Source organism: Arthrobacter sp. ok362 (assembly GCF_900102785.1).
Classification (GTDB): Bacteria; Actinomycetota; Actinomycetes; order Actinomycetales; family Micrococcaceae; genus Arthrobacter.
The window spans coordinates 1-14,145 of the sequence record NZ_FNGC01000006.1; the positions used below are offsets into that span (position 1 = coordinate 1).

Consider the following 14,145-nt stretch of genomic DNA (forward strand, 5'->3'; position numbering starts at 1 on the left):
CGGCATCCTGGTCCTGAACTACCCCGACCGGCTCGGACCCTATCTGAACCGATGACACTCCGCCTCACTTACACAAACAACTTGACAGGCTCGATCTGCGCTGCGACACCGGCACCCAACTGGTCCGAGGGCACGCCGGCGTCGGCCTGTTCGCGGCGCTGCTGAAGTTCGAAGGCGACAGCCAGGCGGGCCTGGCGGGCGGCCATGGCGGACTTTCGGTCCTCGAGGTCCCGGATCTCGTCGATCAGTGCGGCGGGGCTGTCCGTGGCCGGGCGGGCGGACAGGCAGCAAGCTCTGTGAGTGGCCGTCGCATCAGTGGCAGCACCGTACTGCCCTGCACCGCACTCCGTGGCGCCGGTGCCTTCCGCGCCGTGAATTGGTGTCGGAACCACATCGAGCCCCTGCTTGCCGTCCATGAATTCAGTGTCTCAGGGACCTCTGACAATAATGGCTGCCGGCCCCCGGGTCCTAACTGACCAGCGGTAGCCCAGCCACGCCGCCGACGACCAGGTTCCCGGGACAGCCGTGATGATGTGGCAGACCGTGTCGGGGCCCGACATACCCACCACGTCTGCCCCGCCATATCCGCTCAGGCCGGCCCAGTGCGACGCCAATCGAACCGCTCCGTATTTCAGATCGGTAACGGATGCTCCTATGCTTAGCTGGAGCGTTTGTAAGGATTTGGGGGCGAGTAGTCGTGAGGAAACCGGTATATGAGTAGTGTTCTGACAATCCGCGGAGGCGTCCCGCTAACTGGCCGCGTCACCGTTCGCGGGGCCAAGAATCTTGTCCCCAAGGCCATGGTTGCTGCCCTTCTGGGCAATGAGCCATCGGTGTTGCGCAACGTGCCTGAAATCAAGGACGTCGAGGTTGTCACGAGCCTGCTTCAGCTCCATGGCGTCAGGGTCGACAAGGACCCCGTGACCGGTGATCTGACGCTTGACCCGAAGGGTGCCAAGACCGCCTCCAGCACGGCGATCGATGCCCACGCCGGCGATTCGCGCATCCCGATCCTGCTGTGCGGGCCATTGATCCACGCCATCGGCGAGGCCTTCATCCCGGATCTGGGCGGCTGCAAGATCGGCGACCGTCCGATCGACTTTCACCTGAACGTCCTGCGCCAGTTCGGTGCTGTAGTGGAAAAGCGCCCCGGCGGCATCCACATCTCCGCGCCCAACGGGCTCAAGGGCGCCAAGATTGTGCTGCCCTACCCGTCCGTCGGCGCCACCGAGCAGGTCCTGCTGAGCGCCACGCGCGCTGAGGGCATCACCGAGCTCTCCGGTGCGGCCACCGAGCCGGAAATCGTGGACCTCATCGCGGTGCTGCAGAAGATGGGCGCCATCATCAGTGTCCAGACTGACCGCACCATCCGGATCGAAGGGGTCCGGGACCTGGGCGGGTACAACCACCGGGCCCTCTCGGACCGCAACGAGTCGGCCTCCTGGGCTTCCGCGGCCTTGGTCACCCGCGGCGACATCTTTGTCGAAGGCGCCACACAGCGGGACATGATGACCTTTCTGAACACCTACCGCAAGGTCGGCGGCGGCATGGACATCGGCGACGACGGCATCCGCTTCTACCACCGCGGCGGCAAGCTCAACCCGTTGGTCCTCGAAACGGACGTGCACCCGGGATTCATGACGGACTGGCAGCAGCCCCTCATCGTCGCCCTGACCCAGGCCGAGGGCGTCTCGATCGTCCACGAGACCGTGTATGAGAACCGGTTCGGCTTCACGGATGCACTGATCCGCATGGGCGCCAATATCCAGGTCCACCGCGAATGCCTCGGCAGCGTGCCGTGCCGTTTCGGCCAGCGCAACTTCCTGCACTCCGCCGTGATCTCCGGCCCGACGCAGCTCAAGGGCACCGACATCGACGTCCCGGACCTGCGCGGCGGATTCAGCCACCTCATCGCCGCCCTGGCCGCCACGGGCACCTCCCGCGTCACGGGAATCGACATCATCAACCGCGGTTACGAGCGCTTCACGGAGAAGCTCGCGGGCCTCGGCGCCGATTTCGACATCACGTCAGCCAAGTAGCGGGGACCGAAGTGAAGGAGTCGGCCAAGAGCCACGCCACATTTGTGGCGGTCGCCGGGATCGTTCGGCCCGTGATGAACCTGCTGATGAACAAGAAGTGGGAAGGCCTCGAGAAGCTGCCGGCCGGGGGCTTCATCGCCGCACCCAACCACTGCACGGAGATCGACCCGCTGGTGGTGGGGCACATGCTCTATAACCAGAAACGGATGCCGCATTTCCTGGCCAAAGCCGGTCTTTTCAAGGTGCCCGTGCTGGGCGCTGTCCTGCGGTCCACCAAGCAGATCCCGGTGGAACGCTCGACGGCGGGGGCGAACCGTTCGCTGCAGCTCGCCAAGGAGATCGTGAACGAGGGCGGGGCGATCATCATCTACCCCGAGGGAACCCTGACCAGAGACCCCGCACTCTGGCCGATGAGGGGTCACACCGGCGCCGCGCGCATGGCGCTGGAGAGCGGCATTCCCGTGGTGCCTATGGCCCATTGGGGTGCCCAAGAGGTCTTCCCCCGGTATGCGAAGCGTTTCTACATCTTTCCCCGCAAGACGTCCCGTCTGGTGGTCGGGGATCCCGTGGACCTGAGCGCCTTTGCAGGCCTCCCGCTGGACAGAGCGACGCTCACCGCAGCCACGAACGTCATCATGGACGCCATAACTGGTCTTCTGGCGGGACTGCGCGCCGAACAGCCGCCCGCGGAGCGGTGGGACCCGGCGGCGCACAACCAGTCCACGCAGGGTCGGTTCGTCGAGCGGGGCGGCTCCAAAGGCAGTGCTATCCAAGAGGGTGGCGCATCAAACGAGATTACTGGGGACAGCGCCGGATGACGGTTAACTTTGAACGAGCAACATCGGCCAGCACCGTGGCCGTCCTGGGGGCAGGCTCCTGGGGCACCACTTTCGCCAAGGTCGTCGCCGACGCAGCCGCCGCCTCCGGGGTCGAACGAAGCATCCGCCTCTGGGGCCGACGTCCGGAAATTGTGGACCAGATCAACACCCTGCACCGCAATGAGCAGTACCTGAAGGGCATCACGCTGCCGTCCAGCATCACCGCGTCCAAGGATGTCTCCGAGGTCCTGGCGGGCGCCGAGCTGGTCATCCTGGCGGTTCCGGCACAGACCCTGCGGCCGCAACTGCAGGCCTGGAAGGAGCATCTGGCGCCCGGCGCCGTCGTGGTGTCCCTCATGAAGGGCCTTGAGCTCCACACCGATGCCCGCATGAGCGAGGTCATCTGCACGGAGCTGGACCTGCCGGCTGACCGCGTCGCCGTGGTTTCCGGCCCCAACCTGGCCATGGAGATCGCCCGGGAAGAACCGACCGCATCCGTCGTGGCCTGCACGGATCCGGTCACGGCAGGCTGGATCGCCCGCAGCTGCACCGCGCCCTACTTCCGCCCGTACACCACCACGGATGTGATCGGCGTCGAAATCGGCGGGATCGTCAAGAACGTGATCGCCCTGGCCGTGGGAATCTGCGAAGGCAAGAAGATGGGGGACAACACCAAGGCCTCCGTCATCACCCGCGGCTTGGCAGAGACCTCCCGGCTGACCCTTGCCCTGGGTGGTGAGGCCCGGACCATGGCGGGGCTCGCCGGCCTGGGCGATCTCGTGGCCACGTGTTCCTCTCCGCTGTCCCGAAACCACACCGCCGGCCGGCTTCTCGGCAACGGACTGACCCTGGAGCAGGTCACGGCCGAAATGAAGCAGACGGCCGAGGGCATCAAGTCCAGCCAGGCGGTCCATGAGCTTGCCGGCAAGCTCGGCGTCGACATGCCGATTACGGCAGCCGTCGTCGCCGTGTTGGCGGGAAAACTGTCCGTAGACGAACTGGGTCCGCTGCTGCTGTCCCGGGACCTGAAACCCGAAGGCGATCACTGAGAGTGTCAGAGAACAATATGACCACAGAAGGCCGTACGGACCAGCCGAAGCCCCGCGTGGCGGTGCTGTTCGGCGGCCGCTCCAGCGAGCACGCCGTCAGCTGCGTGACAGCCGCCGGCGTCCTGGGCGCCATCGACAAGGACAAGTACGACGTCATCCCGATCGGGATCGCCAAGACCGGCCAGTGGGTTTTGGCCTCCGGCGAGACCAACGAGTGGTCGCTTTCCGCCTCGTCGCTGCCCGAGGTGGCGCCGTCGGCACAGACCGTGGCCTTGGCGGAGATCGGCGGCGAGCACCAGCTGATCGTCGCAGCCCCGAACACGGTCCCGCAGGAACTCGGCTCCGTGGATGTCGTCTTCCCGCTGCTGCACGGGCCCTTCGGCGAGGACGGGACCATCCAGGGCCTCCTGGAACTGTCCGACACCCGCTATGTGGGCGCCGGCGTGCTCGCGTCCGCGGTCGGCATGGACAAGCACTTCATGAAGGTGGTCTTTGAATCGGTCGGGCTCCAGGTGGGACCGTACATCGCCGTGACCGACCGGCAGTGGCGCACAGATCCCGAAACCGTCCGCAAGCGCGTGGACCAGCTGGGCTTCCCCGTGTTCGTCAAGCCGGCCCGGGCGGGCTCTTCCATGGGCATCTCCAAGGTGGATTCCCTCGACGGCCTTGACGCCGCAATAGAGACCGCCCGGGAGCACGATCCTAAACTGGTCATCGAGGCTGGCATCACGGGACGCGAGATTGAATGCGCTGTATTAGAGGGCCGGGGGAACGATAGTCCCCGGACGTCCATGCCCGGCGAGATTTCCGTGGCAGGCGGCGGGCACGACTTCTATGACTTCAACGCCAAATACGTCGACGACGCCGCCGCGCTGAGCTGCCCAGCCGACCTCCCCGAAGAAGCGATCGCCCGGGTCCGGGAACTGGCCGCCGTCGCGTTCGACGCCGTCGGTGGTGAGGGACTGAGCCGGGTTGACTTCTTCTACACCCCGGATGGCGATCTGATTATCAACGAGATCAACACGATGCCTGGCTTTACGCCCAAGAGCATGTACCCGCAGATGTGGAAGGCCTCAGGCCTGGGCTACGCCGAACTGATTGACGAGCTGATCCACCTCGCACTGCACCGCAAAACCGGCCTGCGCTAGGCCTACCTACTGGTCGGCAGGGGCAACAGGCGCACTACATGTACTTCGCGGACCTGAATGCAACCCTGCTTCCTGTCTCCAGTGGGAGCACCGGTATACTCGGACGGTCAACGGACCCGCGGACGCTTTCGGGGCAGTCCTTTCGCCCTACCTGCGGAGAAGATTAACACTTCCTTAAGTGACGTCGTTGCCGGCGGGGCATGGTGTGTGCATCCGACAGGTTTAGCTACTGTCAGCAGTGGGCCTCGGAGGGGCACGTCTGGAAAGTCACCGAATGCGACCTGCGGGCCAGCCGCGTATTGAATTTATTTAAATATCACAGAGATCAAGTCTCTGTCTGAGTGGGGGTTCTCGTTGAATACCATTGAAACAGTAGCTGTCATCGGATTGGGCTACATCGGCCTGCCGACCGCGGCGATTCTTGCCGGAAACGGCGTTCACGTCATCGGTGTGGACGTAAACTCGGACACGGTCGACTCCGTCAACCGTGGTGAAGTTCCCTTTGTAGAGCCAGACCTGGCATCCTACGTAGCTGGCGCCGTAAGCCAGCACAAGCTCAGCGCGTCCGGCGAGACTCCCGCCGCCCAGGCGTACATCGTGGCTGTCCCCACGCCTTTTAACGCGGACCACACAGCTGATCTGACATACATCAAGGCCGCCGCGCGCGGCATTGCCCCTCAGCTTGTGGGTGGGGAGCTCGTTATTCTTGAGTCCACGTCGCCTCCTGGAACCACGCAGCTCCTCGGGGAGTACCTCATCAGTTTGCGGCCGGATTTGCGTCTCGATGGAACCGATGGCAAGCCGTCCATCCATGTGGCCCACTGCCCGGAGCGTGTGTTGCCCGGCCGGATCATGATCGAGCTTGTCACCAATGACCGCATCGTCGGAGGCCTAACCCCCGAGGCAGCCCAGCTCGCCAAAGCGCTATACGCCGTCTTCTGCCAAGGCGAGATCCTCGTCACCGACGCCGCCACGGCGGAAATGGCCAAGCTGGTGGAGAACTCCTACCGCGACGTAAATATCGCCTTCGCCAACGAGCTATCGGTGATCAGCGACAAGCTGGGCATTAACGTCTGGGAACTCATCAAACTCGCCAACCACCACCCCCGCGTTAATATCCTGCAGCCGGGCCCCGGGGTGGGCGGCCACTGCATCGCCGTCGATCCCTGGTTTATTGTCGCCGCTGCCCCGGAAGAAGCACAGCTGATCCGGCAGGCACGCGAGACGAACGACTCGAAGCCGGACTGGGTCGTGAAGAAGGTACAGGAAGCTGTCGGGGAGACCGTATCGCCCAAGATCGCTGTCTTGGGACTGGCGTTCAAGGCGAACATCGACGACCTCCGTGAGTCTCCCGCCGTCGCAATCGTCGAAAAACTCAGCTCCAAGCTGGACGGCGCAGAACTGCTGATTGTAGAGCCGCATGTGGATCGTCTCCCGAGGCAGCTTGCAAGTCTCAGTAACGTAGTCCTGCACGAACTGGACCCGGCGGTAGCTGAGGCCGACGTTGTGCTGCTCCTCGTGGACCATGACGACTTCAGGGAAATGGACCGGCAACCCATGGCGGGCAAGCCAGTGTTGGACACGCGGGGAATCTGGCAGTAATTGCAAGCCCGACGCGCACACGGAGTGAAGCCTTGAAGTATGCAGATGAAGTCGCCCACATAGCGACGGTCAAACTGGCCAAACGCAAGAGGTATCTTCAGGATATCGACGCTGTGATCCAGGACTATGAACGGATTCTTGCCCGTGAAGCCCAGGGCCGGCGTCGGGAGCACGTTCTGGAGAGTGATCTCCGTGCCATGCGAAGGGCCCGGGACAACGCCAAGGCTGAGCTGAAGTCAGCGAATGACGAGCGCAAAAAGCTAAAATCAGCCCTGAAAGCGCTTCGCTCCTCCAAGAGCCTCCAAATCGGGCGGGCAGTCCTCGCCCCCGCTCGCATTCTCTCCCGCGTGTTCGGGAATACGGGGAGGCCGGCTCAGATTAAACCAAGGCCGGTCAAGCGCTCAGTTCCGGCAGAATCGGGCCGATCGTCGTCGAAGCAGTCCGCCGTGTCCGGGCAGAGTTTGGCCGCTCTCAAACCCGTCATGGCAGGGGGTGTTATCCCTGTGCAGCGCGAAGACCTCATCCGTGAGTTTGAGGCGCAGCCGTCCAGGGCCACGGCCCTCAAGGTCATCTCCCACGATTACTTTGTCAGGGGGTCGATTCTGGAGCCGGCAGAGTTCATTCTTCAGAACGCCGCGCTCCTCAGCGATTTGGCCGGTTCAGAACGCGTGCTTGTACAAAATATCCTTGGGCAGCGCGAGCTTCTGACCCGGGAGCAGTTCCTCTCCCCGAGACAATCCAATGCCGGCTACGCGGTGGAGCGCAAACGGATTATGTACTGCGCCCACAGCACCGGATACTTCAACAGCAACGGCTATTCGACGCGAACCGGTGGTGTTGTCGCCGGGCTTCAGGCCAACGGCGAAGATGTCCTGGTTGTGGCGCGCCCCGGGTACCCGTGGGATTCGACAGTCGATGTTGAAGTGTCTTCCAAGGATCGCTTCGAGCGTGAGATTAGCGGAGTCACACACGTTTTCAACCCAGGACCGAGCTTGACCGCCGACCGCCTGGATTACTACTTGGCCGAAGCCGTAGATGTCTACGTCCGCGAGGCCCAACGCAATCGGGTCTCGCTAATCCAGTCTGCCTCGAACTACGTCACCGCATTGCCGGCACTCATGGCGGCCCGAAGGCTCGGTATCCCCTTCGCCTATGAAGTCCGGGGACTGTGGGAGATCACGCAGCTATCCAATAACCCGAACTGGGGAGAGACAGAGCGCTTTAAGCTTGCTGTCCGCCTAGAAACACTGGTAGCAACTGAAGCCGATCTCGTCCTGGCGATCACGAGCCAGGTGCGGGACGAATTGGTGCGGCGCGGAGTCGACTCATCCTCGATCAGCCTGATGCCAAATTCGGTGGACACCGATACGTTTGCTCCCATGCCCGCCCTGGAACCTCTGCGTCGAAAACTTGGCCTGGCAGAGAACACGACCGTGGTCGGCTACGCGGGAAGCCTTGTCGCTTACGAGGGCTTGGACGATCTCCTGGACGCAGCAAGAATCGTCCTAGACGGGGGCTTGGACGTTACTTTAGTAATCGTCGGCGACGGCGTTCAGTTGCCCGAGCTGAAACGGCGGGCTGTGGAACTCGGAATCTCTGACAAAGTCATGTTCACCGGTCGAGTGCCGGCGGCAGAAATCCCGAACTACGTAAGTCTTTTCGATATCATGCCATGTCCTCGAAGATGGTCGCCGGTTACGGAAATGGTGTCACCGCTCAAACCTCTCGAGGCAATGGCAAGCGCCAAGGCTTTGATCCTCAGCGACCTCGCCCCGTTGCGCGACCTTGCAGGGCCGGAACAGGCCCGCGCTTTGCTCTCAGAAGCCGGAAATCCGAGCTCTCTTGCGGAGGCAATCATAGTTTTGGCACAAGACTCCGAGCGGCGTGCGTTGATGGGCAGACGAGCCCGCCTCTGGGCGGTCGAGGAACGCACCTGGCGGTCGACCGGCCGTAAGGCTGTAGAAGCTCACGGCCGGGCGGGCGCCGGAGCACCACCTGCCTCAGGGCGGATACTGTCGGAAATGACCGTCGGCATAATAGCCGACGAATTCACTCTTGAGGGTATGCGCGGCGACACCACACTTGTCGAGCTCCGGCCTGAGTCGTGGCGCAAGCAAATCGATGCACAGCCGCTGGACGCGCTGTTAGTGGAGTCCGCTTGGGAGGGCGTTGACGGCTTGTGGAACCAAAAGGTCGGTTACTACGACGAAGAGCGATTCTCGACGTTGAGGGCCATCCTGGAACACTGCAACACGGTGGGCATCCCAACGATCTTTTGGAACAAGGAAGATCCTGTGCACATCAGCAGGTTCAGCCGAACTGCCGCCCATTTTGACCACGTATTCACGACAGATTCGGACTGCATCCGCCTGTACAAAGCGGACGCGGGTCCCCGGCAGCGAACTGTCGCTTCGCTTCCCTTTTATGCCCAACCCCGGCTACACAACATCGTTCCGTCCGAACGCCCATATGATCACTCCGTGGCCTACGCCGGTTCCTTCTACGGCGACCGATATAAGGCCCGGTCCGAGGAATTAGCCACAATCCTGGACGTTGCCAAAAACCATGGGTTGTCCATCTATGACAGGCAGCATCTGAATCCGGAGAGCCCCTATCGCTTCCCGGATCATCTGAGCCGATACGTCCGGGGAGGGCTGAGCTATAAGGAAATGGTTGATGCCTACAAATCCCATCCCGTGCACATAAATGTAAACTCAGTCGATGGCTCACCCACGATGTTCTCTCGGCGCGTCATGGAGGTTGCCGCATCCGGCTCGGCGGTCCTGAGCGGCAGAGGCGTCGGCGTTGAGAACGTCATGAACGGCCTTGTGCCGGTCATCGAGGGGTCAGACGAAGTAGACCTTCTTGTGACCGAATGGATGAACAACGAGCCGGCGCGCATAAGGGACGCGTGGCTCGCTTACAGGCACGTGCACAGGGGTCACACTGCGGCGCACAGGCTGGCATACGTACTTCGCACTGCGGGGCTAATCGTGGAAGCTCCAGAGATGCCCAGTTATGCAGTCTTCGTTGAAGGCCTAACTCCCGAAATCGCCTCGGTAATTGCCATGCAGACTGTGCAGCCCATGAGGATCTACTCCACACGGGGCGGAGCGGCGGGGGACTTGCCCGTAGAGATCGTGGTTGATTTCGCCGACGCAGCGAAGCTGGCGAAAGCCGACGGACTCTCGTTCATCGGTTCCCCGGGAACGGGACATCGCGATCGAACAGTGTTTGAAGACATGCTGTCTGCCGCCAGCTTTGGCGCCTGGAGTTCTATCGCAATCTCAAGTGATGAGCTGGACACTCCGGGCCTCGGGCTCGCCCGGCGTGGATCGGCAGCTGACGGAAGCCCGCTGCTCAGCGCGCTCGATGGTCCTCAGAATGACGGCCAGCTCTGCCTGCGGAGGGCTCTAGTCTCAAAAGACCAGCCCTCCAGGGTTGAGCCTCTCAAAGGGCCGAAGAATGTACTGGTCGCGGGACATGACTTGAAATTTGCCACTGGCATCATCTCGGAACTTGAGGCGATGGGGCACAGCGTCATGATCGACAAGTGGTTGGACCACAACAAACACGATGAAGGGCAAAGCCAGCGCCTACTTGCCCAGGCTGACGTGATCTTCTGTGAATGGACGCTTGGCAACGCCGTGTGGTATTCGAAAAACAAATCTTCGCACCAGCGAATGGTGACCCGACTTCATTCCCAAGAAATCTTTCGGCCCTTTGTTAAAGACGTTTCGTACGGAGCTGTGGACGACGTGGTTTTCGTCGGAAAGCATGTCCTGGAGCTTGCGGTCCGAGATCACAATGTTCCACGGGGCATAAGTCGCGTCGTTCCAAATCCTGTCGATACGGTCAAACTTCGGCAGGAAAAGGTTGCTGGCGCGAGGTTCAATCTTGGGTTCGTCGGGATTGTCCCGGCTAGCAAACGATTGGACAAGGCCTTGGATGTTTTGAGGCTTCTCCGGATGCAGGATGACCGTTACAGACTGTTTATCAAGGGAAAACGGCCTGAAGATTTCCCGTGGATGGCCAATCGCCCCGAAGAAATGGCGTACTTCGACGAGCAGTACCTGCGAATCGAAACAGATCCTCTTCTTGCGGGCGCAGTCACTTTTGATGCTCATGGCGACGATATGGCTGCCTGGTACCGGAAGATCGGGGTGGCGCTGTCGCTGAGCGACTTTGAATCATTCCACCTCACCCTGCCGGACGGTGCTGCCTCTGGTGCGCTGCCGGTCAGCCTCGCGTGGCCAGGAGCCGATCAGATTTACCCGACAAGCTGGCTGCGTGCTGGTACGGGCGAGTTGGCCGACTACATTGCTTCCCAGGATGACGCATCATGGGCTCAAGCTGCAGGGGCGGCACAGGACTATGTTGTCGCGCAGTTCGAATCCCGCGACGTGCTGTCAGCATTGACCAGCATCATCCTCGGTGAAGGCTCGACCGGCGCCGCACGTCCGAGGGGGTAGCTGCTGTACCCCGTCCTGCACATGGCTCGTGCAGGGCGGGGTAAAGGCGTTTTAACCGCGTCGTCGGCGAGCCATGGGCAAGAATTAGAGCAGCCCGCAGAGAGCCCAGAAACGGCAGGGCCAGATGCGGGGCGTCGACGAGATCGTGTTGTCGCTGAGCGCGAAGCGCTTCACCCCCGGGGAGATCGCCGGCGCAGTTCGGCGACGCGTTCTGCGCCCGGGCTGCAAAGAAAATCACGGATCTGGCACGGGCCTCACCGCGGTTGCGTGTGTTACTGACCGAATTCGGCGATTCTGTCTCCGAGGTTCAGCAGGTGCGCCACCGCCGCGACAGTTCGTTCCGAGGCTCTGCCGTCTCCATAGGGGTTAACGGCGTTGGCCATGGAATCAAAATGATCCTGGTCATGGAGCAACCTGTCGATTTCTTTCACTATGCGTTCTTCGTCGGTACCTATGAGGGTCACGGTTCCGGCATCGACTGCCTCAGGCCGTTCGGTGTTGTCACGCATGACGAGAACCGGCTTACCAAGGCTGGGCGCCTCTTCCTGCACTCCGCCCGAGTCGGTGAGGACGACGTGGGCGAGCGAGAGCATACGGGTGAATTCACCGTAAGCCAGTGGCTCAGTGACGATAACGTTCGACTTGCCTTCGAGGGCCGGCAGCACCGCTTCGCGCACCGCAGGGTTCTTGTGCGCCGGCAAAACGATCACCAAGTCAGGTTCGGCGTCCGCGATTCGCGCCAAGGCGCGGCCCACCCCTCGCATGGCGTCTCCCTGATTCTCACGCCGGTGCGTGGTCACCAGCAGGATCTTCCGGCCGCTCGCTGCGAGTTCTTCCAGCTGAGGGTCGGTGAAAGGGATCTGCTTGCCTACCGTCGTCAGCAGGGCATCGATAACCGAGTTGCCGGTGACCACAATGTCGCTGGCCCTGATGCCTTCGGCAAGGAGGTTGGTCCGGCTGACACTGGTGGGAGCAAGGTGGAGGCTCGCGATTTGGCTCGTAATCTTGCGGTTGGCTTCCTCCGGGAACGGCGAGAAGAGGTCGCCGCTACGAAGCCCCGCTTCCACGTGCACAACGGGGATTCCGTGGTAGAAAGCAGCGATGGCGCCGGCAGTGGATGTCGTAGTGTCGCCTTGAACGATCACGGCATCAGGTTTTTTCTCGGCGAAGAGCTTGTCCAGCCCGTCGATGGTTCGGGTCATGATGGCTGAGAGCGACTGCCGCTGTTGCAGGATATTGAGGTCGTGATCCGGCACAATGCCGAAAAGCTCGTTGACCTGGTCCAGCATCTCGCGGTGCTGACCGGTCACAGTGACCACGCACTCGAAGTGATTGGACTCTTGCAGGGCGGCAACAATTGGGGCCATCTTGATGGCCTCGGGACGGGTGCCGAAAATCGGCATGACGATGGGCACAGCAATTCCCCCGGGTGTTGTGGATGGCTTCGGCACCGATGCTACGCGAGCATGCGCCAAATTGCTCAATCGATGTCTGCAATCACGGACGACCCGATACCGAACTGATCCAACTCGCACTGCACCGCAAGACCGGACTGCGCTAGGCCCTGCCAGGACGGGCCAGGCGCGTCGATCAGGCCTGCGCCGGGCCTACTTGCTGGTCGGCAGGTTCTGCAGGTCTTCCTGGCCCACGCAGTTCCGGGTGGCCTTGATCTTCAGCGCCGGGGCGGAGAGGTCGGCCAGCACGGTAGCCGAACTGATCTTGTCCGGATCCATCAGTATCTCCGTCGCCGGTTCGCGGCCGAACGTGGTCAACGTCCACACGGGGTTGCCTTCCTTGATCACCCAGTCGACGCCGTTGACGCTTACGCAGCGATCCGTGGTGGGACCCGGGACGTTGACTCCACAGCGAAGGATCACCACGGATGGATCGCCCCAGGCCGCGGTGGCCTGGGCATTTGTCTTGCGCAGCTTGGCGTCGCCGATTGCATCCGGAAGCGCCAGCATCATGGGCGCGCAGGCCGCGTTCGCAGCATCCTTGGCTGGTGTGACGTCGACCGCCGGGGAGCAGGACGTCAAGGCAAGGCCGGCTGCGATGGCCGCAACAGCGAGGGAAGGGCGCGCCGAAACGAACCGCCTGAATTGGAGCATTCATCCAGCTTATCCTGGCCCGCGTGGCGTCATAGTCCCGGCTCTGCCTGCCCTATATCATGGCCCGGTGGCACTGCGGTGAACAGAGTGTCTCCTGCCGTCAAGTAGACTGGGGGGACCGTGCACAGCTGGGGTTTTGCCGACAATGACGTTAGTGATGGCCACGACCGCACACACTTGATTAGATCTCGTACCTGGGGGAGGGCCTGTCGATGATGTCGCGCAGCCAAAAACTGAAGTCCGCACGCGTCGGGCTGGGAGCACTGCTCCTGGCTGCCTCGGTTATCGGCACGGCGACAGCCGCCAACGCGGATGACTTGGTGATTCCTAGCCCCATGGAAAGTGCAATTTCGCCCGCTCCCGCTCCCAGCGAATCGAGCCCGCCCGTTGACCCGGCACCCGTCGACCCTGGACCCGTCGACCCGACACCTGTGGATCCGGCGCCTGTTGTCCCCGCGCCCCCGGTCCCGGTGCCTGTGAATCCGGCGCCCGTCGTCCCCGCGCCAGCCGTCCCGCCCGTAGTGCGGCCGGCTCCGTCCGTCGTGACGCCCGCGCCCGCGATCGAAACGCCGCCCGTCGTTGCACCCGTGGCTCCGGCGCCCGTGCAAGAAGCCCCGTCGGCAACGCCGACCCCTTCGGCCACCCCGACCCCGACACCGACGACGGCCCCCTCTATGGCCCCTGCGGTGATCGCCACCCCTAGCGAGCCGCCCGTGATGGTGAAGCCCGAGGTCCAGGCGGCAGTGGCAGTAGCTACAGGCAGCCCGCTTGGGGTTCAGCTGGTCACAGTCCTGATCCTGCTCGGTGCAGGTTTGGCCTACTTCCGTTTCCTCGCCGGGAGGAGCCTATTCGGTTCCGCCAAGGCGGGAAAGTAACTCTCTAGACATGTGCCCTAAATTTTTTGAACGT

General features: G+C 62.4%; 10 protein-coding genes. 7 read left to right on the forward strand and 3 right to left on the reverse strand.

Annotated features, from left to right (window positions below; all coding sequences use genetic code 11):
- Nucleotides 1-68: 68 nt before the first annotated feature.
- On the reverse strand, nt 69-416 hold the full coding sequence (locus tag BLQ10_RS22335) for a hypothetical protein (protein ID WP_091561045.1): 348 nt from the start codon (nt 414-416) through the stop codon (nt 69-71).
- Nucleotides 417-713: 297 nt separating this feature from the next.
- Between BLQ10_RS22335 and murA the strand changes: the two genes are divergently transcribed.
- The 6 genes from murA (at nt 714) to BLQ10_RS09270 (ending at nt 11,128) form a co-directional block, all read left to right on the forward strand.
- Nucleotides 714-2,039: a UDP-N-acetylglucosamine 1-carboxyvinyltransferase gene (gene murA / locus BLQ10_RS09245; RefSeq protein WP_091561048.1), complete on the forward strand. Its 1,326-nt coding sequence runs from the start codon at nt 714-716 to the stop codon at nt 2,037-2,039.
- 11 nt (nt 2,040-2,050) lie between these two features.
- On the forward strand, nt 2,051-2,857 hold the full coding sequence (locus BLQ10_RS09250) for a lysophospholipid acyltransferase family protein (protein ID WP_091561050.1): 807 nt from the start codon (nt 2,051-2,053) through the stop codon (nt 2,855-2,857).
- On the forward strand, nt 2,854-3,906 hold the full coding sequence (locus BLQ10_RS09255; protein ID WP_091561052.1) for an NAD(P)H-dependent glycerol-3-phosphate dehydrogenase: 1,053 nt from the start codon (nt 2,854-2,856) through the stop codon (nt 3,904-3,906). Before BLQ10_RS09250 ends, BLQ10_RS09255 begins: the two co-directional genes overlap by 4 nt.
- A gap of 17 nt (nt 3,907-3,923) precedes the next feature.
- Nucleotides 3,924-5,054 carry a D-alanine--D-alanine ligase family protein gene (locus BLQ10_RS09260; RefSeq protein WP_091561475.1) on the forward strand — a complete coding sequence of 377 codons (1,131 nt, stop codon included), beginning with the start codon at nt 3,924-3,926 and terminating at the stop codon, nt 5,052-5,054.
- A 354-nt stretch (nt 5,055-5,408) separates the two neighbouring features.
- Nucleotides 5,409-6,656 (forward strand): UDP-N-acetyl-D-mannosamine dehydrogenase, encoded by a 1,248-nt coding sequence (gene wecC, locus BLQ10_RS09265; protein ID WP_091561055.1) that lies wholly within the window; start codon nt 5,409-5,411, stop codon nt 6,654-6,656.
- Nucleotides 6,657-6,688: 32 nt separating this feature from the next.
- Nucleotides 6,689-11,128: a glycosyltransferase gene (locus tag BLQ10_RS09270; RefSeq protein WP_091561060.1), complete on the forward strand. Its 4,440-nt coding sequence runs from the start codon at nt 6,689-6,691 to the stop codon at nt 11,126-11,128.
- A 272-nt stretch (nt 11,129-11,400) separates the two neighbouring features.
- On the opposite strand, the gene wecB is transcribed toward BLQ10_RS09270, so the two are convergent.
- Nucleotides 11,401-12,543 (reverse strand): non-hydrolyzing UDP-N-acetylglucosamine 2-epimerase, encoded by a 1,143-nt coding sequence (gene wecB / locus BLQ10_RS09275; RefSeq protein WP_091561063.1) that lies wholly within the window; start codon nt 12,541-12,543, stop codon nt 11,401-11,403.
- Nucleotides 12,544-12,735: 192 nt separating this feature from the next.
- Nucleotides 12,736-13,236 carry a DUF3515 family protein gene (locus BLQ10_RS09280; protein WP_091561065.1) on the reverse strand — a complete coding sequence of 167 codons (501 nt, stop codon included), beginning with the start codon at nt 13,234-13,236 and terminating at the stop codon, nt 12,736-12,738.
- A gap of 212 nt (nt 13,237-13,448) precedes the next feature.
- Here BLQ10_RS09280 and BLQ10_RS22005 point away from each other — a divergent pair, with 212 nt between their 5' ends.
- Nucleotides 13,449-14,111, forward strand: a complete 663-nt coding sequence (locus BLQ10_RS22005) for a hypothetical protein (RefSeq protein WP_175558544.1) — start codon at nt 13,449-13,451, stop codon at nt 14,109-14,111.
- Nucleotides 14,112-14,145: the final 34 nt, after the last annotated feature.

Excerpts from the sequence above, each read along its gene's own strand:
- BLQ10_RS09255 (WP_091561052.1), top strand. The coding sequence starts at position 2,854 with ATGACGGTTAACTTTGAACGAGCAACATCGGCCAGCACCGTGGCCGTC.
- murA (WP_091561048.1), top strand. The coding sequence starts at position 714 with ATGAGTAGTGTTCTGACAATCCGCGGAGGCGTCCCGCTAACTGGCCGC.
- BLQ10_RS22005 (WP_175558544.1), top strand. The coding sequence starts at position 13,449 with ATGATGTCGCGCAGCCAAAAACTGAAGTCCGCACGCGTCGGGCTGGGA.
- BLQ10_RS09280 (WP_091561065.1), bottom strand. The coding sequence starts at position 13,236 with ATGCTCCAATTCAGGCGGTTCGTTTCGGCGCGCCCTTCCCTCGCTGTT.
- BLQ10_RS09260 (WP_091561475.1), top strand. The coding sequence starts at position 3,924 with ATGACCACAGAAGGCCGTACGGACCAGCCGAAGCCCCGCGTGGCGGTG.
- BLQ10_RS22335 (WP_091561045.1), bottom strand. The coding sequence starts at position 416 with ATGGACGGCAAGCAGGGGCTCGATGTGGTTCCGACACCAATTCACGGC.